The following is a 25,690-nucleotide window of genomic DNA, read 5'->3' on the forward strand; positions in this document are numbered from 1 at the left end:
TTCCTGGGACTTCGCTCAACTTTAGACGAGTTCCAAGGTAGGATGGCTTCGTCACAGCAGAGGAGGCCGTCCATGTACGAGCCGATCCGCACCAAGTCGGTCCACACCACGACCGGCACCGCCGCGGACTACCCCCACCGCTCGCGCGAGGAGGAGCTGGACATCCAGCTCGCCGGGCATCTCGCCGCGCTGCTCGCCGTCACCGACGAGCTGCGTGTCCTCAGCCCCGGCCCGGATCTCGACGAGGCGGCCGAACGGGTCGCGGAGCAGGTGTCCCGCTTGCGCGGGGGCGGTGCGCCGGTCCGGGCGGCGGTCGCCGGAGCCGTGCACGAACCGGGGCTCGGGGCGCTGCATCAGCGTGCGCACGCCCTCGCGGGGCGTGCGCTGGTCGTCGCGGCGTCGCGGGCCGACACGACTGTGGCGATTCTCGCGGCGGAGCGGATGGACGCGCACGCCGTCGCCGTGCGGGGTTCCGCCGCGGAGCGGAGTCCCGAGCTGGCGTCCGGCGGTGCGCGGCGTGGGGCCCGGCGGCACAAGCTGTCCCCGACGCACTGACGGTCCCCGTCGGTCCCGGGTTTCCTGTACTGGGCGAACTTGTCCCGGTGCGGGTCGCTCGGTGGGTGCGCGGTTCCCCGCGCCCCTGGGGTTCCACACCTGGACGTAGCTTGTCCCCATGCGGCCCGTTCGTGGGTGCGCAGTTCCCCGCGCCCCTGGGGTTCCACACCTGGACGTACTTGTTCCTGTGCGGGTATGTCCGTGGGTGCGCAGTTCCCCGCGCCCCTGGATGCTGCCCCCTTGCGGTCGCTTTTCGGGTGCGGGCCGGTCCTCCTCTTTTGCGCAGTTCCCCACGCCCCTTTGGGGGCGCCTCAGCCCCTTGCTGTTGTTGTTCACCCTCCTCCTCGCGGACTCGCGCTGCTGCGGGAGGGGGTGGGCGGGAATCTCTGCCCGCAGACTCCGATGCTCTTCAGTCCGGCAAGAGGGACGTCCGACCGAGCGCGTTGGAGCGAGGACGGAGAATCCCGACCGGCCCCGACCCGAAGAACAAACAGAACGCGCCCCAAAGGGGCGCGGGGAACTGCGCACCCCACGAGCGACGGCACAGGAACGAAGGGCGTCCACCCGGACAGACCTCGGAAGCGCAAGCGAAGGCGACCCGCGGGGACAAGTACGTCCAGCACAGGGAACCACGGGCCGCGCCCACGCACAGAAGGCCCTCGCGGGTCGTGACGGTCCCGCGAGGGCCTTGCTGTGTGTACCCGTACGTCATTGGACGGGTACGGGTCCGGGCCCGGTCAGGTCGGGAACAGGCCCGGTCCGATCGGGACGGCCTCAGCCGAGACGCTGGACCAGGGACCGGTACTCGTCCCACAGCTCCTTCGGGGTGTGGTCACCGAAGGTGTTGAGGTGCTCGGGCACCAGCGCGGCCTCCTCGCGCCAGACCTCCTTGTCGACCGTCAGCAGGAAGTCCAGGTCGGCGTCGGAGAGGTCGAGGCCGTCGGTGTCCAGGGCGGCCTTGGTCGGCAGGACGCCGATGGGCGTACCGACCCCCTCCGCCGTGCCGTCCAGCCGCTCGACGATCCACTTCAGGACCCGGCTGTTCTCGCCGAACCCGGGCCACACGAAGCGGCCGGCGGCGTCCTTGCGGAACCAGTTGACGTAGTAGATCCGCGGCAGCTTCGCCGGGTCCTTGTCCTTGGCGACGTTCACCCAGTGGGCCATGTAGTCGCCCATGTTGTAGCCGCAGAACGGCAGCATCGCGAACGGGTCGCGGCGCAGCTCGCCCACCTTGCCCTCGGCGGCGGCGGTCTTCTCGGAGGCGACGTTCGCGCCGAGGAAGACACCGTGGTTCCAGTCGAGCGACTCGGTCACCAGCGGGACCGCGCTGGCGCGGCGGCCGCCGAAGAGGATCGCGGAGATCGGGACGCCCTTGGGGTCCTCCCACTCGGGCGCGATGGTCGGGCACTGGGCCGCGGGGACGGTGAAGCGGGCGTTGGGGTGGGCGGCCGGGGTGCCGGACTCCGGCGTCCAGTCGTTGCCCTTCCAGTCGGTGAGGTGCGCCGGGGTGTCCTCGGTCATCCCCTCCCACCAGATGTCGTTGTCGTCGGTGAGGGCGACATTGGTGAAGACGGAGTTGCCCCACAGGGTCTTCATCGCGTTGGCGTTGGTGTGCTCACCGGTGCCGGGGGCGACGCCGAAGAACCCGGCCTCGGGGTTGATCGCGTACAGCTGGCCGTCCTCGCCGAAGCGCATCCACGCGATGTCGTCGCCGATGGTCTCGACGGTCCAGCCCTTGATGGTGGGCTCCAGCATCGCGAGGTTCGTCTTGCCGCAGGCGGAGGGGAACGCGGCGGCGACGTAGCGGGCCTCGCCCTGCGGCGGGGTCAGCTTGAGGATCAGCATGTGCTCCGCGAGCCAGCCTTCGTCGCGGGCCATCACGGAGGCGATGCGCAGCGCGTAGCACTTCTTGCCGAGCAGGGCGTTGCCGCCGTATCCGGAGCCGTACGACCAGATCTCCCGGTCCTCGGGGAAGTGCGAGATGTACTTGGTGCTGTTGCACGGCCACGGGACGTCGGCCTCGCCCTGCGCGAGGGGCGCGCCGAGGGTGTGGACGGCCTTGACGAAGAAGCCGTCGGAGCCGAGCTCGTCGAGGACGGGCTGTCCCATCCGGGTCATGGTGCGCATCGCGACGGCGACGTACGCGGAGTCGGTGAGCTCCACGCCCAGCGCGGACAGGGGGGAGCCGAGGGGACCCATGCAGAACGGGACGACGTACAGGGTGCGACCGCGCATCGAGCCGCGGAAGATGCCGCCGCGGCCTTCCTCACCCTGGAAGATCTCCCGCATCTCGGCGGGGGCCTTCCAGTGGTTGGTCGGGCCCGCGTCCTCCTCCTTCGCGGAGCAGATGAAGGTGCGGTCCTCGACGCGGGCGACGTCCGTCGGGTCGGACGCGGCGTAGTAGGAGTTCGGACGCTTGACCGGGTCGAGCTTGCGGAAGGTGCCCTTGGCGACGAGCTCCTCGCACAGGCGCTCGTACTCGGCTTCCGATCCGTCGCACCAGACGACCTTGTCGGGCTGGGTCAGTTCGGCGATCTCGTTCACCCAGGTGATGAGGCCCTGGTGGGTGGTGGGGACGCCGGTGTCCGTACGGGTGGTCGTGCTGGTGGTGGGAGCCGCGATGTCGCGCGCCACGATTGCTCCTAAATGGGGGTTTGTTGTTTTCTGCCCCTTGGGGGCCGCGACCCGGATGCTTCATGGTGCGGGCCGAGAAGCCCGCGCCCCGGCGCTCATCCGGTGCCGTCCGCACTCATTTGATCATCCGACGGTTGCGCCCATATGTCCAGAGGGCCTCACAGGTGAGCGGCGTGACTCTCCCCACGGGGCGCCTTCGCTTTGCGCTTCCGAGGTCTTCCCCGGCTGGGTGCGCCTGTCCCTGCGGGTCGCCTTCGCTTGCGCCTCCGGGGTTCCACACCTGTGCGCACCTGTTTCCCGCGCGGGTCGTCCGGGGGTGCGCAGTTCCTCGCGCCCCTTTGGGTTCCATACCTGTGCGCACCTGTTCCCGCGCGGGTCGTTCAGGGGTGCGCGGTTCCTCGCGCCCCTTGGGTTCCACACCTGGGCCGACTTGCTCCTGTGCGGGTACTTCGTGGGTGCGCGGTTCCTCGCGGCTTTTTGGGGGCGGCTCCGGGTGGCCGATGAGGGGGTGGGGCGTCAACCTTGTAGAGGGGTGCGGACGTGAAGTCGGTCACTCGGGGCGCCCCCGAAGGGGCGCGGGGAACTGCGCGAAGACGAGGACGGACCCGCACCCGAAGGACAACCCGAAGGGGCAGCATCCGGGGGCGCGGGGAACTGCGCGAAACGCGAGGACGCGCCCGCACACGACGAACAGCCGGGCGGGGCAGCATCCAGGGGCGCGGGGAACTGCGCACCCACGGACGACCCGCACGGGACAAGTACGGGCAGGCGTGGAACCCCGGGGGCGCGAGCGAAGGCGAGCCGTACTGACGGGCACCCGGAAAGGTGACCGGGCCTGACCACTTGCACTGTACTTACGGGGCCGTAGGTACGATGCCGGGCATGACTGCGCCCGTCCCCGACGCACTCCCGGACTCCCCGGTCCTCCCGGCCCCCCGGCTGACCGCCGGGGCGGTCACCACCCCACAAGGCCCCGCCACGGCAGGCACCGCGCAGGAAGGCATCGCCTTGGCCGGCATCCCGCAGAACGACCCGCAGGGCGGCACCGCCACCGCGGACACCTCCGCCGACGGCCCGATCGAAGCGATGGCCACCGTCCTGCGCGAAGAGGTCAAACCCAAGCTGCGGGGCTGGCTCCACGCGGGCATGTTCCCCGCGGTCCTCGTCTCCGGACTGTTCCTGACCGCCCTCGCGGACTCCACCCGGGGCCGCGTCGCGTGCGGGATCTTCGTCCTGACGGCCTGCCTCCTGTTCGGCGTCAGCGCCCTGTACCACCGGGGCGACTGGGGCCCCCGCGCGGGCGGTGTCCTGCGCCGCCTCGACCACGCCAACATCTTCCTGATCATCGCGGGCACCTACACGCCCCTGACCATGCTGCTCCTGCCCGGCGCGAAGGGTCAGTGGCTGCTGTGGAGCGTCTGGGCGGCGGCCGCGGCCGGGATCGTCTTCCGGGTGTTCTGGGTGGGCGCCCCCCGCTGGCTCTACACCCCCTGTTACATCGCGATGGGCTGGGCCGCGGTCTTCTTCCTGCCGGACTTCCTGCGCACGGGCGGCATCGCCGTCCTCGTCCTGGTGATCGTCGGCGGGCTCCTCTACAGCGCGGGCGGTGTGATCTACGGGATCAAGCGCCCGAACCCCTCCCCCCGCTGGTTCGGCTTCCACGAGGTCTTCCACTCGCTCACGCTCGCCGCGTTCGTCGTGCACTACGTGGGCATCTCGCTGGTGGCGTACCGGCACGGCTGAACCGCCCCGGGCGGCGGCGGACACACATTCGGCCGAGGTGGCCGTGACCTGAGGGTCACGGCCACCTTTTCGTTGCCCCGCCCCACCCCACCCGACCCGACCCGACAAATAATTGACAGCGACTCTCACTTAGAGGTTACTGTCACTTCATGGTTGCTGTCACTTCAGAGCTGGAGATGCGGCGGGACCCCCGCCGCTGGTGGGCCCTCGGGGCCCTGGTCGCGTGTCTGCTGGTGCTCGGATTCGATCTCACGATCCTGAATGTCGCGCTGCCGACGATCGCCGGAGAGCTCGGTGCCACCACGGGCGAGCAGCAGTGGACGGCCGACGCGTACGTGGTCGTCCTCGCGGCGCTGATGCTGCCCGCCGGGCTCCTCGGCGACCGCTTCGGACGCCGCCGCGCGCTGATCGCGGGGCTGGTGCTCTTCCTGCTGGGCTCCGTGGCGGGCGCGCTCGCGGACGACGTCGCCACGGTCGTCGCGGCCCGCGCGGCGATGGGCGTCGGCGCGGCTCTCGTGATGCCGCTGAGCCTGTCCGTCCTGCCGTCGCTGTTCGCCCCCGACGAGCGGACCAAGGCCATCGCCGCGGTGTCGGCCGCGTCCGCGCTGGGGCTGCCGCTCGGCCCGATCGTCGGCGGCTGGCTCCTCGACCACTTCTGGTGGGGCTCGGTCTTCCTGATCAACATCCCGATGGCGCTGATCGGGATCATCGCCTGTCTGCTGCTGCTCCCGGAGACCCGGGACCCGCACGCGCCCCGGGTGGACCCCGTCTCCGCCGCGCTGACGGTGACCGGGCTCGGCACCCTGGTGTACGCGGTGATCGAGGCCCCGCACCGGGGCTGGGCGGACCCGTCCACCCTCGGGTCCCTGCTCGGCGGCACCGCGCTGATCACCGCGCTGGTGCTCCGCGAGCGCAAGGCGGCCCGTCCGATGCTGGACCTCACGCTGCTCGCCCGGCGCGACTTCCTCCTCAACACGCTGACCGCGACGCTGGTCATGTTCGTGCTGTCGGGCCTGATGTTCGTGCTGCCGCCGTACCTCCAGACCGTCCTCGGCAACGACGCGCTGGGCACCGGGGTGCGGATGCTGCCACTGATGGGCGGACTGCTCGTCGCGGCGAAGGCGTCGGCCCCGGTGGTGGCGCGGTACGGGCCGCGCGCGGCGATCGGCGGGGGCCTGGTGGTGCTGTCGTTCGCCGCGCTCCTCGGCAGCCGTACGGAGGCGGGCTCGGCGTACGGGTTCGTGGCGCTGTGGATGTCGCTCGCCGGACTGGGCTTCGGTTTCGCGGTGGTCCCGGCGATGGACACGGCGTTGGGCACCCTGCCGCCGGAGCGGGCGGGCAGCGGCTCGGGCCTGCTGATGACCGTACGGCAGATGGGCAGCGCCCTCGGGATCGCGCTGCTGGGCTCGCTGCTGGCGGGCCGCTACGCGGACCGGCTGGCCACGGGCGCTCTGGCGGCCGGGGACGCGGACACCGCGCGGGAGTCGGTGGTGGCCGCGCATCTCGTCGCGGAACGTCTCGGCGAGCCCGGGCTCGCGTCGGCGGCGGACACCGCGTACGTCCAGGGCATGGGCGTGATCCTGGTCGTCTGCGCGGTCGCCGCGCTGCTGACCGCGCTGGCCGCGCTCGCCCTGCTCCCGGCCCGCCCGGAGCGGGGCGGCGGCCTCCCGGGCGGCCCCGCCGACCCGTCCGATGGCCGACAATGAGGGTATGTCCGTCACCACGCAGCCGTCGTTCCCGCCGGTGGACCCGTCACAGCTCGGGCTCCGTGAGCGCAAGAAGCTGAGGACCCGGATCGCGATCCGGGAGGCCACCTACCGGCTCATCGCGGAGCAGGGGTACGAGGCGACGACGGTCGAACAGATCGCGGAGGCGGCGGAGGTCTCCCCCAGCACGGTGTTCCGGTACTTCCCCACCAAGGAGGACATCGTGCTCACCGACGAGTACGACGCCGTCCTGGAGGACGTGCTGCGGGCCCGGCCGGCCGAGGAGCCGTTCCTGGAGTCGCTGCGCGCGATCCTCGCCCAGGCGCTGGAACTCGCGCTGCGTACGGAGCCGGAGACCACGAAGGTCCGGATGCGGCTGATGGCCGAGGTCCCGGCGGTCCGCGCCCGGACCCTGGAGAGCATGTCCGTCACCGGGCGCATGCTGTGCCGGGTGATCGCGGAGCGCGCGGGGCTGGACGAGGAGACCCTGGAGGTCCGGGTCTACGCGATGAGCATCCTCGCCGCCCTGCACGAGGCGTCCCTGTACTGGGCGGAGACCGACTACCGCGACGACATCCGGACCCTGGTGGACCGCGCCCTGACGACGATCGACGGGGGCCTGCCGGGCTGACCCGCGTACCGGCCGTCCCGAGAGGACGGCCGAGGGTACAACCAAGCGCCCCGCACAACGGTCCTGATGACCGGCGCCCTCTTCCCGGCCGCCCATCATCAGGACCGAAGGAACACATGAACCCCTACAGAGGCGTGCCCGTCGCCGTCGTGCTCTGTGCCTGCACGGTGGTCCCGCTCCTCGTGGCGACCCCTGCCGCCGCCGACGGAGCGCTCGCCACGTCCCGCTTCGCGGCGGCGGGCCGTGACACCGTCAAGCCCGCCGCTCCCACCGGCGTCAAGGCGACGTACAGCACCTCGACCCGCAAGGCGAAGGTGACCTGGTCCGCGAACCGGGAGCGGGATCTCTCGGGCTACCGGGTGTACCGGCGCGTCAAGGGCAGCACCAGCTGGACGAAGCTGGTCACCACGAAGACGAGGTCCCACACCGACAGCCCGCCCGCCACCGGCGCCACCTACTACTACGAGATCCGTGCCTACGACAGGTCGGGCAACACCTCCAAGGGCAGCACCGACCGTGCCGTCACCAGCGTCGACAGGACGCCTCCGGGCAAGCCCTCAGGGGTCACCGCGAAGAACAGCCAGCCGGGCATCACGGTGGCCTGGAAGACGGTGCCCGGCGCGAAGTCCTATGTCGTGCACCGCCGCTGGGAGTACGACGGCGAGGGCAATCCCGTACTGAAGATGGCGACGGTGACCTCCCCGACGTGGCGTGACACCACGATCAAGGAGAACCTGGACTACAGCTACTGGGTGACGGCGGTGGACGCCGGCGGCAACGCCTCCGCGAAGTCGGCGCCCAGGTTCATCTCACGCGGCGACCAAGCGCCCTCGGCACCCACCACGCTGAAGGCCGCGCCGCACCCGACCGGCATCAAGCTGACATGGAAAGCGCCGACTTCGCCGATCGCGTACGACCTGTCGAAGTACCTGATCCACCGGAACGGCCGACTCGTCGACGAGGTCTCCGTCCGTCAGACATCCTTCATCGACACCGGGGTCAAGCACGGCACCTCGTACACGTACACGATGACCACCGTGGACCGTGCGGGCCACCCGTCCGCCCCGTCGGCTCCTGCCCCGGGTACCGCGCCGTCCACCGGGCTGGCCCCGGCGGCCGTCGAGGAACTGACGGGGGTGATGGACGGCTACGAGATCCTGCTGTACTGGGCACGGAGCCCGGAGGACGATGTCAGCCACTACAGCGTCTACCGCGGTCTGCTCGTGGACGGGGTGTGGCAGTACGAACGGTGGAGCGATGTCGGCCACTACGCGTGGGACGACGATCCGTACCGCGGCTACCACCAGGAGGTCTACGATCCCCAGGGCGGGCCCGTCCGCTGGGCCGTGGTCGCGGTGGACGAAGCGGGCAACTCCCGTTTCGACAGCGGCGAGACGTTCTCCCACGTCGACGTGATCGAACCGCCGCCGCTGCCCGAGGAGTGAGGCGGACCCGCTCCGCACGGTCCCGGCCGGCCCGCGGCCGTCCCTTCCCAGCGGGGACGGTGGGCCGTCAGGGCCGGGGAGTCTCCTCGTCGCGGCGTGGCGCCCGGGCCCAGGACGGTAGCCACGCCGGTTCGGGGAGGGGTGACAGGGTCGCGAAGTGCTCGATGACCGGGCGGAGTCCGGGGTGGGGGTTCGCCCGCAGGTGCATGAACGAGAGCGGGTAGACGAGCGCCGGGTTCACGATCGGGATACGTCGCAGGTCGTGGCCGGGCGGCCAGAGGTAGCGGTCACGCGAGCCCACGAAGGTGGCCACGTCCGAGGAGTCAGCGAGGATGTCGAGAAGCACCTCGTTGCCGAAGTTCGGTCCCGCGGCGTCGATCCGGAGATCGAACTCCGTGGCGAGCTGGTCGTAGAAGTCCGACCACTCGCTGCGCGGCACGATGCCCGGTACCCAGATCCGGTGCTTGCGCAACTGCGCCGGGGTCAGGGTGCGCGCGGCGGCGAGCGGGTGGCGCGGGCCGACCAGGAGTTCCAGCGGGGAGCCGAACGCGTGGATCATCCGCACCTCGCGCGGCAGCGCGGCCGGGTCGGTGACCGAGCGGAACGCGGCGTCGAGCTCGCCCGCCTCGACGGCGGCGACCACCACACGCGGATCGTCGGCCCTGAGCGTCACCACGTCGAGGTCGGTCCCGGGGTGTGACCGCCAGTAGTCGTGCAGGACGACGGCCTGCGCGGACCGCAGGCCGAGCACGTCGATCCGCAGGGCCCGCGAGCCCGGTCTGATCGCGGTGACGGCACGATCGGCACCCGTGACGATGTTCCGGGCGTGCGGGAGGAAGACCTGGCCGTCCAGTGTCGGCTCGACCCCCCGGGCGGTCCGGTCGAAGAGCCGCACATCGAGTTCGCGTTCAAGGGCCGCGATCCGTTTCGACGCGGCCTGCTGGGTGACGCCGAGCTCGTCCGCCGCGTGCCGCAGCTGTCCGAGTTCGGCCGCGCGGACGAACGTCCGTACTGCCTCGGTATCCATCGCCCGAGCGTAGGGGCGCCCAACCGGTGGTTGTGGCTCGCCCGGGAGCCGGTTGTCCGGCCCCGCGACGGCTCCGGTCAGCCCTTGCCGTTCAGCGCGAACCACACGGACTTGCTGACAGGGTCGAACCCCTCGTTCACACTGACCCCCCACCGGTCGGCCAGGCAGTCCACGAGCATGAGCCCCCGCCCGCCCTCGGCCGCGTCCCCGGGAAATGACCGGGGCGGCACGGGCCGCCGTCCCGGTTCCCGGTCGGTCACCCGCACGGTCACCGCCTCCGGGGTGATCGTCGCGTCCAAGGTCAGCAGCGCGGCACCGGTGTGCTGGAGCACATTGGTCACCACCTCGGAGACGAGCAGCCGCACGGTGTCGGTGAGCTCCCCGTGCCCGTTCGTCACGAGCAGCGCCCCGACCAGGTCCCGGGTGACCTTCACGGTCGTCCCGGTGTTGGGAGCGGTGAAGCGGTAGCTGTGGCGTGGGGGGTCGAGGGGTGGTGCGGACATGCGTTCTCCCGGTGATCGTTCACGGCCGACTCGGGCCCACCGACGGACACTTCCCCATGAGACGGGACATCCGGCGGGCACCACGGACAGTAGGACTCACTAGTGATACGGCACAATAGTGAGCCCACGATTGCCCACGGAGGAGTGACACGGGCAGAGTTGGAACCCGGACCATGACCACGAGAGACGAGGGAACAGGGTGCCGCCGAGAGGCCAGCCAACGGCACGTCAGACGCGGATCGGCGCGGAACTGCGCAAGCTGCGTGAGGCATCGGGCATGACGAGCGCCCAGGCCGCCGCGTCCCTCGGCTGGGAGAGACCGCGCGTCAGCCACATCGAGTCGGGCCGCCACGGCGTCAGCGGCGAACGGGTACGGCACCTGGCGGCCCACTACTCGGCCCGGGACACCGCGTACGTCGACGCCCTCGCGAAGATGGCCGACGACCACACCAAGGGCTGGTGGACCGCGTTCCGCGACGAACTGTCCGCCAGCGCCCTGGACCTGGCCGAGTTCGAGCACCACGCCGTGTCCCTGCGCACGGTGGAACTGCTGATCGTCCCCGGCCTGCTCCAGACCGAGGAGTACGCGCACGCCGTGTTCAGCGGTGCGATCACGAAACGGCCACCGGCGGCGATCGACGCCGCGGTCAAGCACCGGATGCAGCGCCAGCAGATCCTCGACCGGCCTGAACCACCGGAGCTTGAGGTGTTGCTCCATGAGGTGGGGCTGCGCATCCGGTACGCGGACAGCCATGTCATGCGCCGCCAGCTGCGAGCACTTCTGGATTCCGCCGACCGCGACAGAGTGATCGTGCGCGTCATTCCCTTGTCCGCAGCCGATGTCACGGCGTCGGTCCAGCCATTCACGCTCGCGGGCGGACCCGTGCCGCAGCTGGACTCGGTTCTGGTCAACAGCTCGTTCGCCGGACAGTATCTGGACGCCGGCGCCCAGGTCGGGAAGTACCGCGCGCTGCTCGATAGCATGCGGCACATGGCGCTCGACGTCGATTCGTCCCGACACCTGATTCACGCGGCCACGAAGGAAATCTGAATCCATCATGGAACACACAGAAATCCACTGGCAGAAGTCCTCGCACTCCAGCGGGGGCGACGAAGGTCAGTGCATCGAGATAGCCACCGAGGGCGACACCGTCCTCCTCCGTGAGAGCGACACCCCCGGCACCGTCGTCACCACCACCCCCGAGAAGCTCCGCGCCTTCCTGCTCGGGATCAAGGCGGGCGAGTTCGACCACTTCACCGAGGCGCCCCCCGAGGGGTGAGTCGTCGGGCCGGTGAGATCCTGGCCCCGTGAACGCGCACCCCGGCTCCGCCGAGATCACCGTCCAGGTCGCCCCCGGGCTGGCCCTGTTCGTGCCGCACAAGCGGCGGGGCGGGGCCACCGGGCTCAAGGTGGACGGGACGTCCAGCCTCGGGCATGTCGTGGAGTCGCTCGGGGTGCCGCTGACCGAGGTGGGTTCGCTCGTCGTCGGGGGGCGGGACGTGGACGTGTCGTACGTGCCGCGGGGCAGGGAGTCCGTCGAGGTGCGGGGCGTCGTCCGGCCGCAGGACGTACCGGGGGCGCCGCTGCGGTTCCTGCTGGACGTGCACCTCGGGACGCTGGCGCGGCGGATGCGCGTGCTCGGGGTCGACACCGTGTACGAGGCCGTCGACATCGGGGACCCGGCGCTCGCCACCCGGTCGGCCGCCGAGCGGCGGGTGCTGCTCAGCCGGGACCGGGGACTGCTGCGCCGCCGGGAGCTGTGGGCGGGCGCCTATGTGTACAGCGACCGGCCGGACGAGCAACTGCGCGATGTGCTGGGCCGGTTCGCGCCCCGGCTGCGGCCGTGGACCCGGTGCACCGCGTGCAACGGAACCCTCCGGGCGGCGACCAGGGACGAGGTCGCGGACCGGCTCGAAGGCGGCACCCAGCGGTCGTACGACGTGTTCGCGCAGTGCGCCGACTGCGGCAACGTCTACTGGCGGGGCGCCCATCACAGCCAGTTGGAGCGGATGGTGGCCGACGCGCTCGCCGAGTTCGGGCCGGACGGGGCCGGGCGGACCACGACCGGAACCGAACCGCTCCCGCACGGCTGAGCGTCCTTGTCCACGATCGACCACGATCACCTCATCCGTACGCGTACCAGGGGGACCTTCCGATGGCCAAGGCAGCGAGACGCTTCGTCCGGGGCACGGCTCCACTCGCCCTGCTGACCGTGCTGCTCGCGGGCTGCGGCGGCGCGTCGGACGCGGAGAAGTCCTCCGGGAACGAGGCCACCGGCGGGAAGGCCACGGTCGGGGGCGCGGGCTCCCCCTGCGCGCTGCCGGTCTCGTTCGAGCTGGTGAAGGACTGGGAGGCGGGCGCCACCGACGCCGCTTCGGCGGCTCCGAACCCGCGGGGAACCGTATCCCTCGTCTGCGAGATCGGCGGCAACGCGGCCGGGACCCCGGGGCTGTTGCGCGTCTGGGCGGGCGGGACGGAGAAGGACCCGGAACGCGCGCTGAAGGAGTTCGTGGACGGGTTCACCCTCCGGCCGGTGACGGCCGACCACAGTGGCTTCGCGGCCGGTGGGCTCCAGGGGGCGGAGGTCGTGTACGCGGAGAAGAGCGGGACGGAGAAGGCCATGGCGAACCGGTCGCGGGCGTTCGCCGTGGGCACGGGGAAGGGCGTCGTCATCGTCCACCTCTGGGGGAGCGCCGACGCCGAGGCGGGGCTGCGCACCGCGTACGAGCTGGCGAAGCGGACCGTGCGTCCGTCGGGGTGAGCCGCCGGGTCGTGTGCGCGACGAGGGGGGCCGTGTCCGCGACACGGCCCCCCTCACCCTCAGCGCGACACGTTCCGGTCAGCGGCCCGCACGGGGCCTGCGGAGGTCCGCCTTTCCGCAGGCGACGCCGTCACGGCTGGGGTCGAGCCGCAGCGGGTCGTCCTTGCCGTTGACGCGCAGCCGCCCGTAGTCGTGGCGGGCGAGCCACTCGCAGCGGGACACGGTCGTCCGCTTGACCTCCGGCGGGAAGTTGGTCGGCACACAGACGTTGGCGGAGCCGTAGTGCCGGTCGCAGCCGGACACCGTCGGGCCCACGTCGTGCGAGGAGCGCTTCTTGCCGGGGCCGCGCGGCTTCGCCTTGAGCTCGTCCGCGAACTCGTGGACGTGCGCGGACGGACCGCCGTCGGACGCCCCCTGGCGCGCGGTGGAGCTCATCGCCGCCGGGCCGTCCAGCCGGACCCACTTCGCGACCGACGGAACGCCGTTCGCGTCGACGCCGAACAGCATGTACCAGCCGGGCGGCGCGAGGTTCGGGTTGCTCGTGACGTTCAGGTCGATGTTGTTGCCGTCGACGGTCAGGGGCAGGTCCACGAACCGCTGGTTGGGGTCGGAGGAGTGGGTGACCGCCGCCGGGCGGATCAGCTCGGCCTTGACGATCGGACGGTCCACGGTGATCCGCTGGGTGTCCCCGTAGTTCCACTCGGTGTCGATGACCGACGTGATCTGCGGGCGCGGGCCCTTCAGGAGGTACGGCGGGGTGTAGATCGACACGTTGTGGTTGTAGCTGTTGTTGCCGGGGTTGTCGCCGGTCGACATCACCCGGCCGTCGGGCAGCAGGAACGACGACGAGTGGTAGCCCCGGGCCTGCGGGTCGGTCGCGACCTTGTCGAAGGTCTCCGTCGCCGGGTCGAAGATCGACGCCGAGTACACGGGGTCCGCCCGGTTGTGCAGGGAGCCGCCGGTCTCCAGGACCTTGCCGTCCGGGAGGAGGACCGCCGACAGATACATCTTGCCCTGGTCACCGGTCTGCGGGACCTGTCCGGCGCCCCGGTCGACGGTGCCCTGCGGCAGCGGCGGCCCGGCGACATAACGGGGGTTCGGGTCCTTGAGGTCGATGATGTCGGTGAGCCGGTTGGCGTCCGGGTTGGAGTCGATGTTGCCGCCGCCGAGGGTGAGGACCTTCTGGTCCTGCGCGGGCGGCAGCAGCACGCTCGCCGACTGGTCGCGCTGGTCCTTGTTCTGGAGACCCGGCACATCGGTGACGGTATTGGCGTCGTAGTCGTAGACCGACGCGCCGGTGCCGGGGGTGCCGTTGCCGAAGACATGGCTGCCGGAGTAGAAGAGACGGCCGTCCTGCATCAGGATCATCGACGGGTACAGGCCCCAGTACGACCAGGTCTGGTTGACCTGCCAGGTGGGCAGCCAGCGGTTCTGGGCGGCCGACCAGCGCTCGGCGGTCACCGAACCGGTGGAGTCCTCCTTGAGCCCGCCGAAGGAGAGCACGTCGCCGTTGCCGAGGGCGGTCGCGGACGGGTACCAGTGGCCGTCGTTCATGTCGTTGGTCTTCACGTACGACTCGGTCGCCGGGTCGAAGACGTAGCTGTCCTTGTAGCCCTTGTACCCGTGGGAACCGTCCGCCGCCGGATAGGCCATGTTGCCGCTCATGATGAGGACCCGGCCGTCCCTGAGCTGGACGTGGCCCGCGCAGAACATGTCCTTGGGCGTGGGGATCGTGGTGTACGTACCCGCCTGCGGGTCGTACAGCGCCGAGGTGAACGTCCCCGCCTCGAACATCTCCTCGCTGTTGCCCGAACCGGCGATCAGCAGCACCTTGCCGTTGTGCAGGACCACGGAGTGCATGGAGCGCACCGGGTTCTGCGTCGGCAGCACCTCCCACTTGCCGTCCGCGCACTCCTGCGCGGTCCCGGTGCACTCCGGGTCCGGCGGGGTGACGGTGACATCCCGCATCGTGTAGTCGTCGGTGGTGACGGAGCCCGTGCCGTACACGGACACGCCCCAGGTGATCTGGTCGGTGCCCGGCGGGATCTCCGGGGTGCGTACCTCGGCGTGCTCGTACCCGGCGGCCACCGGCAGGGTCCGCAGATCCGTCCAGTACTGCCAGCCGGCGGTGGCGTCCCGGCGGAACAGCGTCACCGAGGTGTCCGGGGTCGTCGACTTGTACCAGAAGCCCAGGTCGTACTGCTTGCCCGGCTGGACGTTCGGGGCGCAGGCGGCGTTCTCGGTGATCATCGCCTTGCGGTCGCCGTCGGCGCGGCGGGTCAGTTCGACCTTCATCGCCTTGGTGCCGGTGTGCGCGTCCGCGACGGTCTCGAACGTGAAGTCGTTGTCGCCCCATCCGGACTTCGCCCAGCAGTGCGGCATGTCGGAACCCGCCGCGCCCGCGGTCTCGAAGCCGGGGTTGGTGAGGAGGTTCGCGGCGGACGCGGGCGGGGGCGCGGCGAGCAGGAGCCCGCCGACTATGGCGGCCACCCCGATGAGCGCGGTTCTTCGCCGTCTCGGGGAGCGGGCGCGTCCGGCTGGCCTCAGGCGCGCGGGGATGAGGGTCATGGGCTACTGCCTTCCGTGCTGGGCCGGGCGGCTCGTTCCGTGGGGGTGGGGGGCGTCCTCGGTGGGGGCGATGCCTTCGGTGCCGGTGGTGTTCTCGGTGCCGGTGGTGCCTTCGGTGCCGGTGACGGTGGTGCCTTCGGGACCGGTGGTGGTGCCGGTGGTGGTGGCATGGCCGTCGCGGCTGTCGTGTCCCGTGGGGCCCGTGCGTCCCGTACGACCAGCGCGTCCCGTACGACCAGCGCCTCCCGTGCGCCCGGCGCGTCCCGTACGACCAGCGCCTCCCGTACGACCGGCGCGTCCCGTGCGGTCGCGGGCGGGCAGGTAGATCAGGGCCTCCGTACCGGCGAAGCGCAGCACGAACGTGGTGACCAGGGCCAGTGCGGTGGCGGGCAGCACCGCCATGTGCCACTGGCCGACGAGCAGCGCGATCAGCGGGATACGGAGCACGAGGTCGGCGTTGGCTATCAGCGCGAAGCGGGCCGTGCGGTCCGCCCAGTGGCGGTGGCCGCGGCGGTCGCGGAACAGCAGCAGCTCGATGAGGAGGAAGTTCCAGGCCACCCCGGCCTGGTTGGCGACGATCTCGGCGGGCAGGTAGTGCATCCCGGCGGTGGTGAGGCCGTGCAGGGCGAGCAGATTCGGCAGGAACCCGGTCAGTCCGATCAGCCCGAAGACGATCATCCGGGCGAGCCGCGAGGAGGTCCGCAGGGCGAGGAGGTGGCGCAGGAAGCGCAGTCCCTCCCTGGCCGTCGACTTGGACTCGCCCGCGTAGCGGTCCTGGAACTCGAAGGGCACCTCGGTGACCCCCGGCGGGCGGAGGCGGACCGCGAGCTCCAGCAGGATCTTGTAGCCGAGGGGCTGGAGCGCGTCGGCGGTGACCGCGGTGCGGCGGATCGCGAAGAAGCCGCTCATCGGGTCGCTGATACCGCGCAGTCCGCGCGGGAAAAGGCCCTTGGTGAGCCAGGTCGACAGCCGGGACACGGCGATCCGGTAGCCGCCCGCGAGTCCCGCGCGGCTGCCGCCCTCGATGTAGCGGCTGGCGACGACGAGGGTGGCGCGGGAGCGTTCCCCGGCGGCGACGAGTTCGGGGACGAGGGCGGGCGGATGCTGGAGGTCGCCGTCCATGACGACGACCCACGGCGAGGTGGCGGCCCTGATGCCCTCGACGACCGCGCCGCCGAGGCCGCCGGTGGGCCGCTCCCGGTGGATGAGCGTGACGGGGAACGGACAGTCCTGCGCCGCCTCGGTGATCACCTCCGGGGTGTCATCGGTGGAGTCGTCGACGAAGACGACCTCGCAGGGCAGCGCGGCCGGTACCGAGTCGGTGACGCGGCGCAGCAGTTCACGGATGTTCGCGGACTCGTTGAAGGTGGGGACGACGATGGTCACGGCACCTGGTTCGGGCCCGGGGTCGTCCTCCAGCCGGGCGTCCAGGTCGCCCGGGACCGTGCCCTCGTGGCCGTTCATCGTGTGCCTCCCGCGATCTTCCGGATCTCGACACGGTCCTCGCCCGCGCCGAAGACCTTGACGAGTGCGGAGTGCTCCAGCGCCGCTTTCACGTTGGGCAGGTTCACCGCGTCCCGCCGTACCGTCGGGGACGACACGACGTAGTCGAGGTCCCGCCAGCCGCGCGGCATCGTCTTCGTCACGGCCGGGTCGAGATCCGCTTTGTAGAACCAGACGGCTCCCAGGCCCGGTTGGTATCCGGCGTGCACAAGATCCAGCCACAGCGCGTCGTCCACGAGGACGCGGGTGCGGGCGGGGTCGGGGACCTCGTTCGCCATCCAGTGCGCGGCCTGCCGGTAGGGGGCGTTGGCGTCGGTGGTGAGGGCGATGCGGTTGCCCTCGTACCAGCGCGGGAGGACGAACGCGACGGCGGACGCGGTGAGCACGGCGGCGGTGGTGAGCCGCAGTCCCCGTACGCCCTGCTTCTCGCCGGGGCGGCGCCAGGTGCGCAGCAGCGCGTGGGCGACGCTCGCCGCGCCCCCGGCGAGCACCAGGGCCAGGAACGGCAGGGCCTGGACGACGTACATGGCGGGGAGGTAGCCGGAGGGCCGCATGGCGACCAGGGCGAGGATCGCGACGGACGCGGCGGGTCCGGCGAGGGCCCGGGCGGTGACCGACCAGGGGTAGGTGACGAGCAGCAGCAGCGCGCCCGCGAGTCCGCCGACCGGCAGGACGCGGTCGTAGTAGAGCCAGGACCGCAGGACGCCGTGCGAGCCGGAGCCCTCGTCGAGGATGAAGCCGGAGCCGGGGCGGCTCATCTGGTAGGTGATGCCGTCCCAGAGGGAGACATGGCCCGGACCGGGCAGCAACTCGCCCTTCAGCAGGGCGAACAGCGGGTACGACAGGCCGATCAGGGCGCACGCGGTGATGGCGCCGGTGAAGGCGAACTTACGGGTGTCGCGGTGGCTGTAGCGCCACATGGTGAACATCAGCGCGGGCAGCAGCAGGAGCATCGTCTCCTTGCTGAGCACGCCGATCGCGGCGGCGATCCCGGCGGCGAAGTGGTGCCACAGATGGCGGCTGGGGGACGCGGCGAGACAGAACGCGAGGAGTATCCACAGGACGGCGATGTTGTCGAGGTACATCTGCCGCTGGAGGATCACGGACAGCGGGGACAGCCCGAACAGCGCCATCGCGAGCGCGGCGGACCAGCGCGGCAGCCACAGTCGGCGGGCGAGGACGTACAGCAGGACGGAGCTGGCGGCGCTGATCAGGAGCATCGCGAGCCGCATCACGCCGACGGTCATCGACTCGGGGGCGATCTGCGCGGGCAGCCAGGTCAGCGCGGCTATCTGGAGCCAGCCGACGGGCGGATGGTCGTACCAGTAGGTGTAGTGGGCGAGGCCCTCGCCCTGCTGGACGGCCCACGCCTGCGCGAGATAGGTGCCCTCGTCGTCGCTGAACGACGGGTACTGGGCGATGTTCCAGCCCTGGACCAGGACGATCAGCGCCAGCAGCGCCGCGCACACGGCGAGGTCGGTGCGTGAACTCCGGAACCGGACGACGGGCCGGTAGGTCATGACGGGGCGCCGGGGCGCGCGCAGGCGTCGCGCGGGGACAGGGGCAGTGTCCACCGCGGTGAGGGTGGAGGTCACGCGTGGGCGTCCTCTCGGGGATCGGCGTGGCGGGGGTCGGTGGCCGGGCCGGTCGCGAGATGGGCGCCGACATGGCTGGTCAGCTCCCAGTCGTGACGGCCGCGCTGCTCGCGCCAGACCGCGCGGATCGCGGCGCCCGCGAGGAGGACCTGGTAGAACGGCCCGCCGACGATGAGCTTGATGTAGTGCGTGACGCGGACCCGCAGCCCGTACTGCTTGCCGAAGTCGTGGAGTCCGACGACCTCGAAGACAAAGGTGACCAGGGCGGTCACGGCGGGCAGGAAGGTGAGGAACGCGATCCCGACGGGCACGTCGAGGAAGATCGCGACGGCCGCGTTGACGGGGATGACGACCCCGGAGAACGCCTGGAGGAACGGCGTCATCAGGGTGTAGCGGGCGAGCATGCGCTGACCGGCGGTGGGGAGCTGCTTCCAGTCCTTCTTCCGGTAGACCTGGAGGAATCCCTGGTTCCAGCGGGTGCGCTGCTTCAGCAGCGACATCAGGGTGCCGGGGGTCTCCTCACGGGTGACCATGTCGGAGTCGTAGGCGACGACGACCTTCTTGCCGACGCTGGAGAGCCGTACCCCGAGGTCGCAGTCCTCGGCGAGGCATTCGGGGTCCCAGCCGCCCGCTTCGCGCAGCACGGTGGTGCGGACGAAGACGGTGTTCCCGCCGAGCGGGATGAACCCCTTCTGGGCGTGCAGATGCAGCCGGGAGCGGAACCAGAAGAAGTACTCCAGGCAGTTGCGCAGGCTGTACCAGCTCGAATGGAAGTTGATGAGCTGCACACCGCCCTGCACGACGTCCGCGCCGGTCGCGCGGAACGCGTGGTCGACATGGGTGAGCAGTTCGGGGTGGACCTGGTCCTCGGCGTCGAAGACCCCGACGATGTCGCCCCGGCACGTCGGCAGCGCGGTGTTCAGCGCCTTGGGCTTGTTCTTGGCCTCATGGGTGTCGACGACGACCCGGACCCGCGGGTCGCGTTCCTCGGCTCGGCGGGCGACCTCGGTGGTGTCCGGGTCGTCGTGGCCGACGATGACGATGATCTCGAAGTCGGTGTGCCCGGACTCCAGCAACCGCTGGATGGTGTGGTCGAGCACCGCCTGTTCATGGCGGGCCGGCAGCAGCAGCGAGAACGACAGTCCGGCCTCGCCCTCGGGCCTGCCGAAGCTGGTGGCGGCGAGCGTCTCCGGGGTGCGCCACGCGTGCATCTGCCACCAGAGCGTGAACGCCGCCATCCAGAACAGCGCCAGCGAAACGGCGGCGATGAACACGGACGTGAGCAACAGATCCCCCCAGATCCCCCTCGGTCGTACGACACGTCGTCGTACCCCCCAACCGATGTGGAGAGAGTAAGAGGGTTATATGACGATGGGGTGCACGACCGAGGAATGGCCTGAATCCGATGGCCTGGTTCCGTCCTCCGATGTTTGGGGCACAGGAGGGAGGGATTCCGGTCGCGACAAGGAGGACGTGCGCTCAGCGCCGCCCCCGCCGAGGCGGGGGCGGTACGAGGGGGGACTTCTCAAGTTGACCGAATATCACCGTCGTTGACGTCTACACGTACCCCGAGCGCGTCCGCGAGAAGGGTGGGATCGGTGGTGGGCGCGTCACAAGTGAAGTCCCGGCAGACGTACGCCGCCGCACGCCCCCGCACCAGTACCCGATCGGCGAGCAGCGGGAGTTCGACCTCGCGCACATCAACACGCTTACGGGAAGGGGGTTTCGGGCCTTCGGCGACACCTTGAGCGGTCCCGCTGGGGGTGGGGGCGGACTCGGGTGCGGGTCCGGGTGCGGGTCCGGGCTCGGACGTGGTCGGGGGCTCGGGCTCGGTTGCGGGCGGTGCGGGCTCGGTCGCGGACTCGGGCCCGGACGTGGTTGCGGGCTCGGGTGCGGACGGTACGGGCTCGCCGACCGCGACGACGGCGCCGGGTGCGGTGCCGAGCAGCGCCGTACGGTGCAGCAGCTCCCGCAGCGGATCACCCTCCGCGCCGACCACGGCCACCTCGCGCGGCCCGTCGAGCGCGGCTTCCGCGACGGCGAGGCCCCAGCCGACGAACCGGGGCACCTTCGGACCGAGCGCCTTGACGACCCCGAGGGCCCGTTCGGCGGCGGTGCGGTGCGGTTCGGAGCCGGTCTGCGCCGCGTACGACAGCAGGGCACCGGCCGCCGCGGTCCAGCCCGAGGGCGTGGCGTTGTCGGTGGGGTCCTGGGGGCGCCGGATCAGCTGCTCGGCGTCCGACGCGGTGTCGTACAGCGCGCCGCCCTCCCCCGTGAACCGGGCGAGCACATGGTCCAGCAGGAAGCCCGCGAATTCCAGCCACACACCTTCGCCGGTCACCGACGCCAGCGTGAGGAACCCTTCGGCGACATCGGCGTAGTCCTCCAGGACACCCGCGTTGGAGCCGGGCCGGCCGTCCTTGGAGGTGCGCAGCAGCCGCGCCGCGTCGTCCATGTGCAGCCGTACGAGGACATCGGCCGCGCGGACCGCGGCCTCCACCAGGTCGGGGCGGTCGAAGTAGGCGCCGGTCTCCGCGAGCGCGGCGATGGCGAGCCCGTTCCAGGCGGCGACCACCTTGTCGTCACGGGCGGGGGCGGGGCGCCGCGAGCGGGCGTCGAGCAGCCGCTCCCGTACGGAGGCGACGCGCTCGGCGTCGACCACCGTCTCGGTGAGGGGCAGTTGCAGGACGGACGCGCCTTCCTCGAAGGTGCCCTCCTCGGTGACGCCGTAGTACGTGGCGGCGAGCTCGGCGTCCTGCTCCCCGAGCACCTCGCGGAGTTCGGCGGGGGTCCATACGTAGTAGGCGCCCTCGACGTGCCGGCCCTCGGCGTCCTCGCTGTCCGCGTCGAGCGCGGAGGCGAACGCGCCGTGTTCGGTGCCCAGTTCGCGGACCATGAAGTCGGCGGTCTCCAGGGCGACCCGCCGGGCCGACTCCGAGCCGGTGGACCGCCACAGATGGGCGTACACACGGCACAGCAGTGCGTTGTCGTACAGCATCTTCTCGAAGTGGGGGACGACCCACTCGCGGTCCACGGAGTAGCGGGCGAAGCCGCCGCCGAGCTGGTCGTAGATCCCGCCGCGCGCCATCCGCTCGGCGGTGTCGAGCGCCATCTGGAGCGCGCCCTCCGCGCCGGTGCGGGCGTGATGGCGCAGCAGGAACTCCAGCACCATGGACGGCGGGAACTTCGGGGCGCCCCCGAATCCGCCGTACCGCTCGTCGTACTCCCGGGTCAGCCCCAGCAGGGCCTGCGCCTGCTCCTGCTCCCCGGGCCGCTCGCCGTCGCCGAGCCCGATCTCGCGTTCCCCGAGGTCCCGGGCGATCTTCGCGGCGACCTCGGCGACCTCACCGCGCCTGCCCTCCCACGCCTGGCGCACCCCGTCGAGCACCTGCCGGAACGACGGCATGCCGTGCCGGGGCTCGGGCGGGAAGTACGTACCGAAGTAGAACGGCTCCGCGTCCGGCGTCAGGAACACGGTCATCGGCCAGCCGCCCTGCCCGGTCGCGGCCTGCACCGCCTCCATATAGACGGCGTCGACGTCCGGGCGCTCCTCCCGGTCCACCTTCACACTCACGAAGTGCTCGTTGAGCAGCGCGGCGGTGGCCTCGTCCTCGAACGACTCGTGCGCCATCACATGGCACCAGTGGCACGCGGAGTAGCCGACCGACAGCAGTACGGGTACATCACGCCGCCGGGCTTCCTCGAAAGCCTCCGTCGTCCAGGGCCACCAGTCCACCGGATTGGAGACGTGCTGGAGCAGGTAGGGCGACTGCTCGTCGGCCAGTCGGTTCATACCGGCATCGTCGCATGATCCGGACCCTCCGGCCGAGCTTTGCGGGGCCAGGGTCGCCGGGTCGGTTCGCTGTGGGAAGGCGACTGGCCGAGAACGAACGGATCGGTCGTCAGGGTCCGCCGTACATGCCTTCGAGCCCGCAGAGGGGCGCGGGGTGTGGGCGGGCCGCCGGGACTCCCGGTCCGGTAGTGGTCGATCGACTCGAAGGCTCCCCGACGTGACGGCGCCTGCGGATCATCGCCGCCGGCACTTCTTCCCTGTGCTGCTGTCAGAGGTTCGCGTCGATGAACTCTGTGAGCTGGGACTTCGACATGGCGCCGGCCTTGGTCGCGGTCACGATGCCGTTCTTGAAGACGAGAAGGGCCGGGATGGCCCTCACGTCGTACTGAGGTGCGGTGGCCGGATTCTGGTCGATGTTCAGCTTGGCGACGGTGAGCCTGCCGGTGTACTCGGCGGCGATCTCGTCGAGGATGGGCGCCAGTATCTTGCACGGCCCGCACCATTCGGCCCAGAACTCGACCAGCACGGGCCCTTCGGCCCGCAGCACGCGCTCCTCGAAGGAATGGTCGGTCAGTTCGGTGACGGTACCGCTCATCAGACCTCATCTCGTCGTTTCCTGGAGTACCCGCCCCTCCGGGGGGCGCGGCCCGCGCACTGCGCGGGGCGGTTCCGTAGTCGGGAATCGTTCACCGAGGGGCCGGGCGGTGCCGTGGTGCTCTGCCCGGCCCCTCGGCCGTTCCGCACCTGGATTCATCACGATGGGCGCGGGGGTGGCACGTGGTGTTGGGGTGGTCAGGTGCAGTTGATGATGAGGGAGGTGGTGGCGGTGCAGGTGCGGGTGGCGGTGTCGTTGGCGGGGTTGGGGTCGGTGGGTGCGGAGGCGGTGCGGGTGGCGGTGACGGTGTAGGGGCGGCCGAGGGTGAGGAGGGCGACGGGGAGGGTGAAGTGGCGGGTGACGCTGTCACCGGCGGGGAGATTGGTGAGGGTGCAGGTGACCTTGCCCGCGGTGGGGGTGCAGTCCGGGCTGGTCGCGGTCAAGGAGCCGGGCAGGGTGGCGGTGACCGTCGCCGAGGTAAGAGTGGCGGGCCCGTCGTTGGTGAGCGTGAGGGTGTAGTTCACACGTCCGTTGAGGAGGCCGGGGACCGGGGTCGCGGCCAGGGCGACGGCGAGGTCGGCGTCGGGGGCCGGGAGTGCGCCGACGGCGATCGCCACAGGGCCCTGGCCGACGGTGACGGTTGCGGTGACGGTGTTCGTACCGGTGTCGATCACCGAGACCGTGCCGGCGTATGCGTTGGCGGTGTAGGCGCGGGAGTCGTCCGGGGTCAGGGCGACTGACTGGGATCCGTTCCCGACAGGGACGGTGGCGGTGATGGTCCGGGTGCCGGTGTCGATCACCGACACCGTGTCGTCGACGAGGTTGGCGGTGTAGGCGCGGGCCCGTCCCGGGACAAGGTCACCGAGCGGGGCAGATTCCCGGTCGGGATCGTGCCGGTGACGGTATGGGTCGCCGTGTCGATCACCGACAGCGAGTCGCCGTAGGAGTTGGCGGCGTACACGGTGGAGCTGTCCGGGGACACCACCACCGATGCCGGGCTCCTGCCGACGGAGACCGTGCCGGTGACGGTGTTCGTGGCGGTGTCGATCACCGACACCTGGTTGGCGTCGGAGTCGGCGGTGTAGGCGCGGGTCCCGTCCGGGGACACCGCGACCGACTGGGGTGCGTTCCCGACCGGGACGGTGGCGGTGACGGTGTTCGTCGCGGTGTCGATCACCGACACCGAATCACCGATGTAGTTGACGGCGTACAGGCGGGAGTTGTCCGGCGAGACCTTCACCGATGCCGGGCTCCTGCCGACGGAGACCGTGTCGGTGACGGTGTTCGTGGCGGTGTCGATCACCGACACCGTGTCGTCCAGGTAGTTGGCGGTGTAGACACGGGTCCCGTCCGGGGACAGGGTGACCGACTGGGGTGCGTTCCCGACCGGGACGGTGGCGGTGAACGCGTTCGTGGCCGTATCGATCACCGACCCCGAACCAGCGTTGATATCGGCCGTGTAGGCGTACACCGGCGGCGCGGCGGCCCGCACCGGGGCCGACGCGGCGGACGCTGTCAGGGGGCAAGGCAGCCTGCGGCGACCGTCAGTACGACGGCGAGACGGGACAGCTTCCGGACGGCAGGGGCTGAGACGGGAGTGGCAGGCAACAGGGAACTCCTCGTTGATACGGACGGCCCCACCGCCCCGGGGCCTGGGCGGTGGCGACGCGGATGGTCGGCCGGACGGCAACGGGGCCCCGTCCGAGCCCGGACATACGGCTGGGCGGGTACGCGTCATCATTGGGGGAACCGACAGCCCGCACGGCACCGTGCACAGAATCCCGTCGAGACTTCTGCGACGTCCCCGTCCCTGCAAGGGCGCTCACGCCGATCCCGCACGCCCCCCTGACGCACCAGACGCCTGCGCACGGCCGAGGTCACCGGGGTCTGTTCCGCGCCCAGGGCACCGGCGCCGGCAGGGTGCGGAATCCCGGCTGATCCATGGTTCGCAGCGCGTCGCCGTACCCCGGACCGCCGGCGTCGCCGAAGGCAACGGCGGTGCTGGTCATGGTCACATCGAGGTCGGCCTTGCAGGCCCGGAACTCGTTCGCGCGGGACAGGAAGCACTGCTTGACATGCTCGAACCCGGGAGAGCGGTTCCGCTCAGCTCGCGCACAATCGCGCCCATGCCGTGCTCCTCTCGTCTGCCCCGGAGGCGCCCCTTCCGGGACACCGGAACAACCTAGCCGCGCCCCTGGCAGGAACAGAGGGCGGAAGAGGCCAGGAGGAGAAGGCGCGGAACGCCCTCTTGCCACAGAGCCCGCAGGGGCCGCTCGCGGCCGGATGAGATCCCCTCTATGAGGGCGGTGGGACACGGGAGAAGCATGGGGCACGGACGCTCAGGCCACGTCCCCTGTCACCCGACCAGGAGCAGTATCCCGCTCCGCGAGATCGCGACCTTATCGGCCATCGCGTCCCACGGCTCACCCGCAGGCCATGGCCAGGAGTGCCCCCAGAACGGCAGTGCGAACACAGGCCCGTCCACCGCTCCAGCGATGCAAACGCTCTGCCGGATGAGCACACGAGTTGATGACTCCCCGGAGCGGACCGGGGGTCGGGCCTACGGGAGACCGAGCCGTCGGCGCAGCTCAACCTGATCCCCCTCGGCTCCCTGCCCGCCGGCGCCGTCC

The 25,690-nt window shown here is 70.9% G+C and carries 19 protein-coding genes and 1 pseudogene; 9 read left to right on the forward strand and 11 right to left on the reverse strand.

What is annotated here, in order from left to right:
- Positions 1–72 precede the first annotated feature (72 nt).
- Positions 73–555 carry an SCO4983 family protein gene (locus OG711_RS14235; protein ID WP_329559397.1) on the forward strand — a complete coding sequence of 161 codons (483 nt, stop codon included), beginning with the start codon at positions 73–75 and terminating at the stop codon, positions 553–555.
- 774 nt (positions 556–1,329) lie between these two features.
- Here the strand turns inward: OG711_RS14235 and OG711_RS14240 are convergent.
- Positions 1,330–3,189: a phosphoenolpyruvate carboxykinase (GTP) gene (locus OG711_RS14240; RefSeq protein ID WP_187337655.1), complete on the reverse strand. Its 1,860-nt coding sequence runs from the start codon at positions 3,187–3,189 to the stop codon at positions 1,330–1,332.
- Positions 3,190–4,275: 1,086 nt separating this feature from the next.
- Between OG711_RS14240 and trhA the strand changes: the two genes are divergently transcribed.
- The 4 genes from trhA (at position 4,276) to OG711_RS14260 (ending at position 8,714) form a co-directional block, all read left to right on the forward strand.
- Complete coding sequence (gene trhA, locus OG711_RS14245) at positions 4,276–4,932, forward strand: PAQR family membrane homeostasis protein TrhA (protein WP_073785537.1); 657 nt, start codon at positions 4,276–4,278, stop codon at positions 4,930–4,932.
- A 149-nt stretch (positions 4,933–5,081) separates the two neighbouring features.
- Positions 5,082–6,638 carry a DHA2 family efflux MFS transporter permease subunit gene (locus tag OG711_RS14250; protein ID WP_329559398.1) on the forward strand — a complete coding sequence of 519 codons (1,557 nt, stop codon included), beginning with the start codon at positions 5,082–5,084 and terminating at the stop codon, positions 6,636–6,638.
- Positions 6,639–6,642: 4 nt separating this feature from the next.
- Positions 6,643–7,269, forward strand: a complete 627-nt coding sequence (locus OG711_RS14255) for a TetR/AcrR family transcriptional regulator (protein ID WP_266508329.1) — start codon at positions 6,643–6,645, stop codon at positions 7,267–7,269.
- A 116-nt stretch (positions 7,270–7,385) separates the two neighbouring features.
- Complete coding sequence (locus OG711_RS14260; protein WP_073784449.1) at positions 7,386–8,714, forward strand: fibronectin type III domain-containing protein; 1,329 nt, start codon at positions 7,386–7,388, stop codon at positions 8,712–8,714.
- Positions 8,715–8,781: 67 nt separating this feature from the next.
- On the opposite strand, the gene OG711_RS14265 is transcribed toward OG711_RS14260, so the two are convergent.
- Together OG711_RS14265 and OG711_RS14270 are read right to left on the reverse strand one after the other, a co-directional pair.
- Positions 8,782–9,741 carry a LysR family transcriptional regulator gene (locus OG711_RS14265; RefSeq protein ID WP_329559399.1) on the reverse strand — a complete coding sequence of 320 codons (960 nt, stop codon included), beginning with the start codon at positions 9,739–9,741 and terminating at the stop codon, positions 8,782–8,784.
- Positions 9,742–9,818: 77 nt separating this feature from the next.
- Positions 9,819–10,244 (reverse strand): ATP-binding protein, encoded by a 426-nt coding sequence (locus OG711_RS14270; RefSeq protein WP_329559400.1) that lies wholly within the window; start codon positions 10,242–10,244, stop codon positions 9,819–9,821.
- A 199-nt stretch (positions 10,245–10,443) separates the two neighbouring features.
- Here OG711_RS14270 and OG711_RS14275 point away from each other — a divergent pair, with 199 nt between their 5' ends.
- The 4 genes from OG711_RS14275 (at position 10,444) to OG711_RS14290 (ending at position 13,006) form a co-directional block, all read left to right on the forward strand.
- Positions 10,444–11,295, forward strand: a complete 852-nt coding sequence (locus OG711_RS14275) for a helix-turn-helix domain-containing protein (RefSeq protein WP_266508340.1) — start codon at positions 10,444–10,446, stop codon at positions 11,293–11,295.
- 7 nt (positions 11,296–11,302) lie between these two features.
- On the forward strand, positions 11,303–11,524 hold the full coding sequence (locus OG711_RS14280; RefSeq protein ID WP_266508342.1) for a DUF397 domain-containing protein: 222 nt from the start codon (positions 11,303–11,305) through the stop codon (positions 11,522–11,524).
- Positions 11,525–11,552: 28 nt separating this feature from the next.
- Positions 11,553–12,338 carry a Mut7-C RNAse domain-containing protein gene (locus OG711_RS14285; RefSeq protein ID WP_329559401.1) on the forward strand — a complete coding sequence of 262 codons (786 nt, stop codon included), beginning with the start codon at positions 11,553–11,555 and terminating at the stop codon, positions 12,336–12,338.
- 62 nt (positions 12,339–12,400) lie between these two features.
- Positions 12,401–13,006: a lipoprotein gene (locus OG711_RS14290; protein ID WP_266508346.1), complete on the forward strand. Its 606-nt coding sequence runs from the start codon at positions 12,401–12,403 to the stop codon at positions 13,004–13,006.
- A 78-nt stretch (positions 13,007–13,084) separates the two neighbouring features.
- Here the strand turns inward: OG711_RS14290 and OG711_RS14295 are convergent, their stop codons facing one another.
- From OG711_RS14295 to OG711_RS14330, 8 genes and pseudogenes are all read right to left on the reverse strand, one after another.
- Positions 13,085–15,574, reverse strand: coding sequence for a galactose oxidase-like domain-containing protein (locus OG711_RS14295; RefSeq protein ID WP_405673456.1), 2,490 nt, complete (start codon positions 15,572–15,574; stop codon positions 13,085–13,087).
- A 261-nt stretch (positions 15,575–15,835) separates the two neighbouring features.
- Positions 15,836–17,038, reverse strand: a pseudogene (locus tag OG711_RS14300) (glycosyltransferase); the annotation flags it as partial.
- Positions 17,035–18,672, reverse strand: a complete 1,638-nt coding sequence (locus OG711_RS14305; RefSeq protein ID WP_329559403.1) for an ArnT family glycosyltransferase — start codon at positions 18,670–18,672, stop codon at positions 17,035–17,037. The pseudogene OG711_RS14300 and the gene OG711_RS14305, both read right to left, overlap by 4 nt.
- Entirely contained in the window at positions 18,669–19,958 is a 1,290-nt protein-coding gene (locus OG711_RS14310) for a glycosyltransferase (protein ID WP_073784429.1), read from the reverse strand. The genes OG711_RS14305 and OG711_RS14310 overlap by 4 nt, the downstream gene beginning before the upstream one ends.
- Before the next feature lie 239 nt (positions 19,959–20,197).
- On the reverse strand, positions 20,198–22,465 hold the full coding sequence (locus OG711_RS14315) for a thioredoxin domain-containing protein (protein ID WP_329559404.1): 2,268 nt from the start codon (positions 22,463–22,465) through the stop codon (positions 20,198–20,200).
- A 268-nt stretch (positions 22,466–22,733) separates the two neighbouring features.
- The gene (gene trxA / locus OG711_RS14320) at positions 22,734–23,060 is read right to left on the reverse strand and encodes a thioredoxin TrxA (RefSeq protein ID WP_329559405.1); all 327 of its coding nucleotides are present in this window, start codon (positions 23,058–23,060) and stop codon (positions 22,734–22,736) included.
- A gap of 197 nt (positions 23,061–23,257) precedes the next feature.
- The gene (locus OG711_RS14325; RefSeq protein WP_329559406.1) at positions 23,258–23,860 is read right to left on the reverse strand and encodes a hypothetical protein; all 603 of its coding nucleotides are present in this window, start codon (positions 23,858–23,860) and stop codon (positions 23,258–23,260) included.
- Positions 23,857–24,801: a YVTN family beta-propeller repeat protein gene (locus OG711_RS14330; protein ID WP_329559407.1), complete on the reverse strand. Its 945-nt coding sequence runs from the start codon at positions 24,799–24,801 to the stop codon at positions 23,857–23,859. Before OG711_RS14330 ends, OG711_RS14325 begins: the two co-directional genes overlap by 4 nt.
- Positions 24,802–25,690: the final 889 nt, after the last annotated feature.

The organism is Streptomyces uncialis (assembly GCF_036250755.1).
In the GTDB taxonomy this organism is placed as follows: domain Bacteria; phylum Actinomycetota; class Actinomycetes; order Streptomycetales; family Streptomycetaceae; genus Streptomyces; species Streptomyces uncialis.

Excerpts from the sequence above, each read along its gene's own strand:
- OG711_RS14235 (WP_329559397.1), top strand. The coding sequence starts at position 73 with ATGTACGAGCCGATCCGCACCAAGTCGGTCCACACCACGACCGGCACC.
- OG711_RS14265 (WP_329559399.1), bottom strand. The coding sequence starts at position 9,741 with ATGGATACCGAGGCAGTACGGACGTTCGTCCGCGCGGCCGAACTCGGA.
- trhA (WP_073785537.1), top strand. The coding sequence starts at position 4,276 with ATGGCCACCGTCCTGCGCGAAGAGGTCAAACCCAAGCTGCGGGGCTGG.
- OG711_RS14330 (WP_329559407.1), bottom strand. The coding sequence starts at position 24,801 with ATGATGACGCGTACCCGCCCAGCCGTATGTCCGGGCTCGGACGGGGCC.
- OG711_RS14260 (WP_073784449.1), top strand. The coding sequence starts at position 7,386 with ATGAACCCCTACAGAGGCGTGCCCGTCGCCGTCGTGCTCTGTGCCTGC.
- OG711_RS14250 (WP_329559398.1), top strand. The coding sequence starts at position 5,082 with ATGGTTGCTGTCACTTCAGAGCTGGAGATGCGGCGGGACCCCCGCCGC.
- OG711_RS14280 (WP_266508342.1), top strand. The coding sequence starts at position 11,303 with ATGGAACACACAGAAATCCACTGGCAGAAGTCCTCGCACTCCAGCGGG.
- OG711_RS14255 (WP_266508329.1), top strand. The coding sequence starts at position 6,643 with ATGTCCGTCACCACGCAGCCGTCGTTCCCGCCGGTGGACCCGTCACAG.
- OG711_RS14290 (WP_266508346.1), top strand. The coding sequence starts at position 12,401 with ATGGCCAAGGCAGCGAGACGCTTCGTCCGGGGCACGGCTCCACTCGCC.
- OG711_RS14270 (WP_329559400.1), bottom strand. The coding sequence starts at position 10,244 with ATGTCCGCACCACCCCTCGACCCCCCACGCCACAGCTACCGCTTCACC.
- OG711_RS14315 (WP_329559404.1), bottom strand. The coding sequence starts at position 22,465 with ATGAACCGACTGGCCGACGAGCAGTCGCCCTACCTGCTCCAGCACGTC.
- OG711_RS14295 (WP_405673456.1), bottom strand. The coding sequence starts at position 15,574 with ATGACCCTCATCCCCGCGCGCCTGAGGCCAGCCGGACGCGCCCGCTCC.
- trxA (WP_329559405.1), bottom strand. The coding sequence starts at position 23,060 with ATGAGCGGTACCGTCACCGAACTGACCGACCATTCCTTCGAGGAGCGC.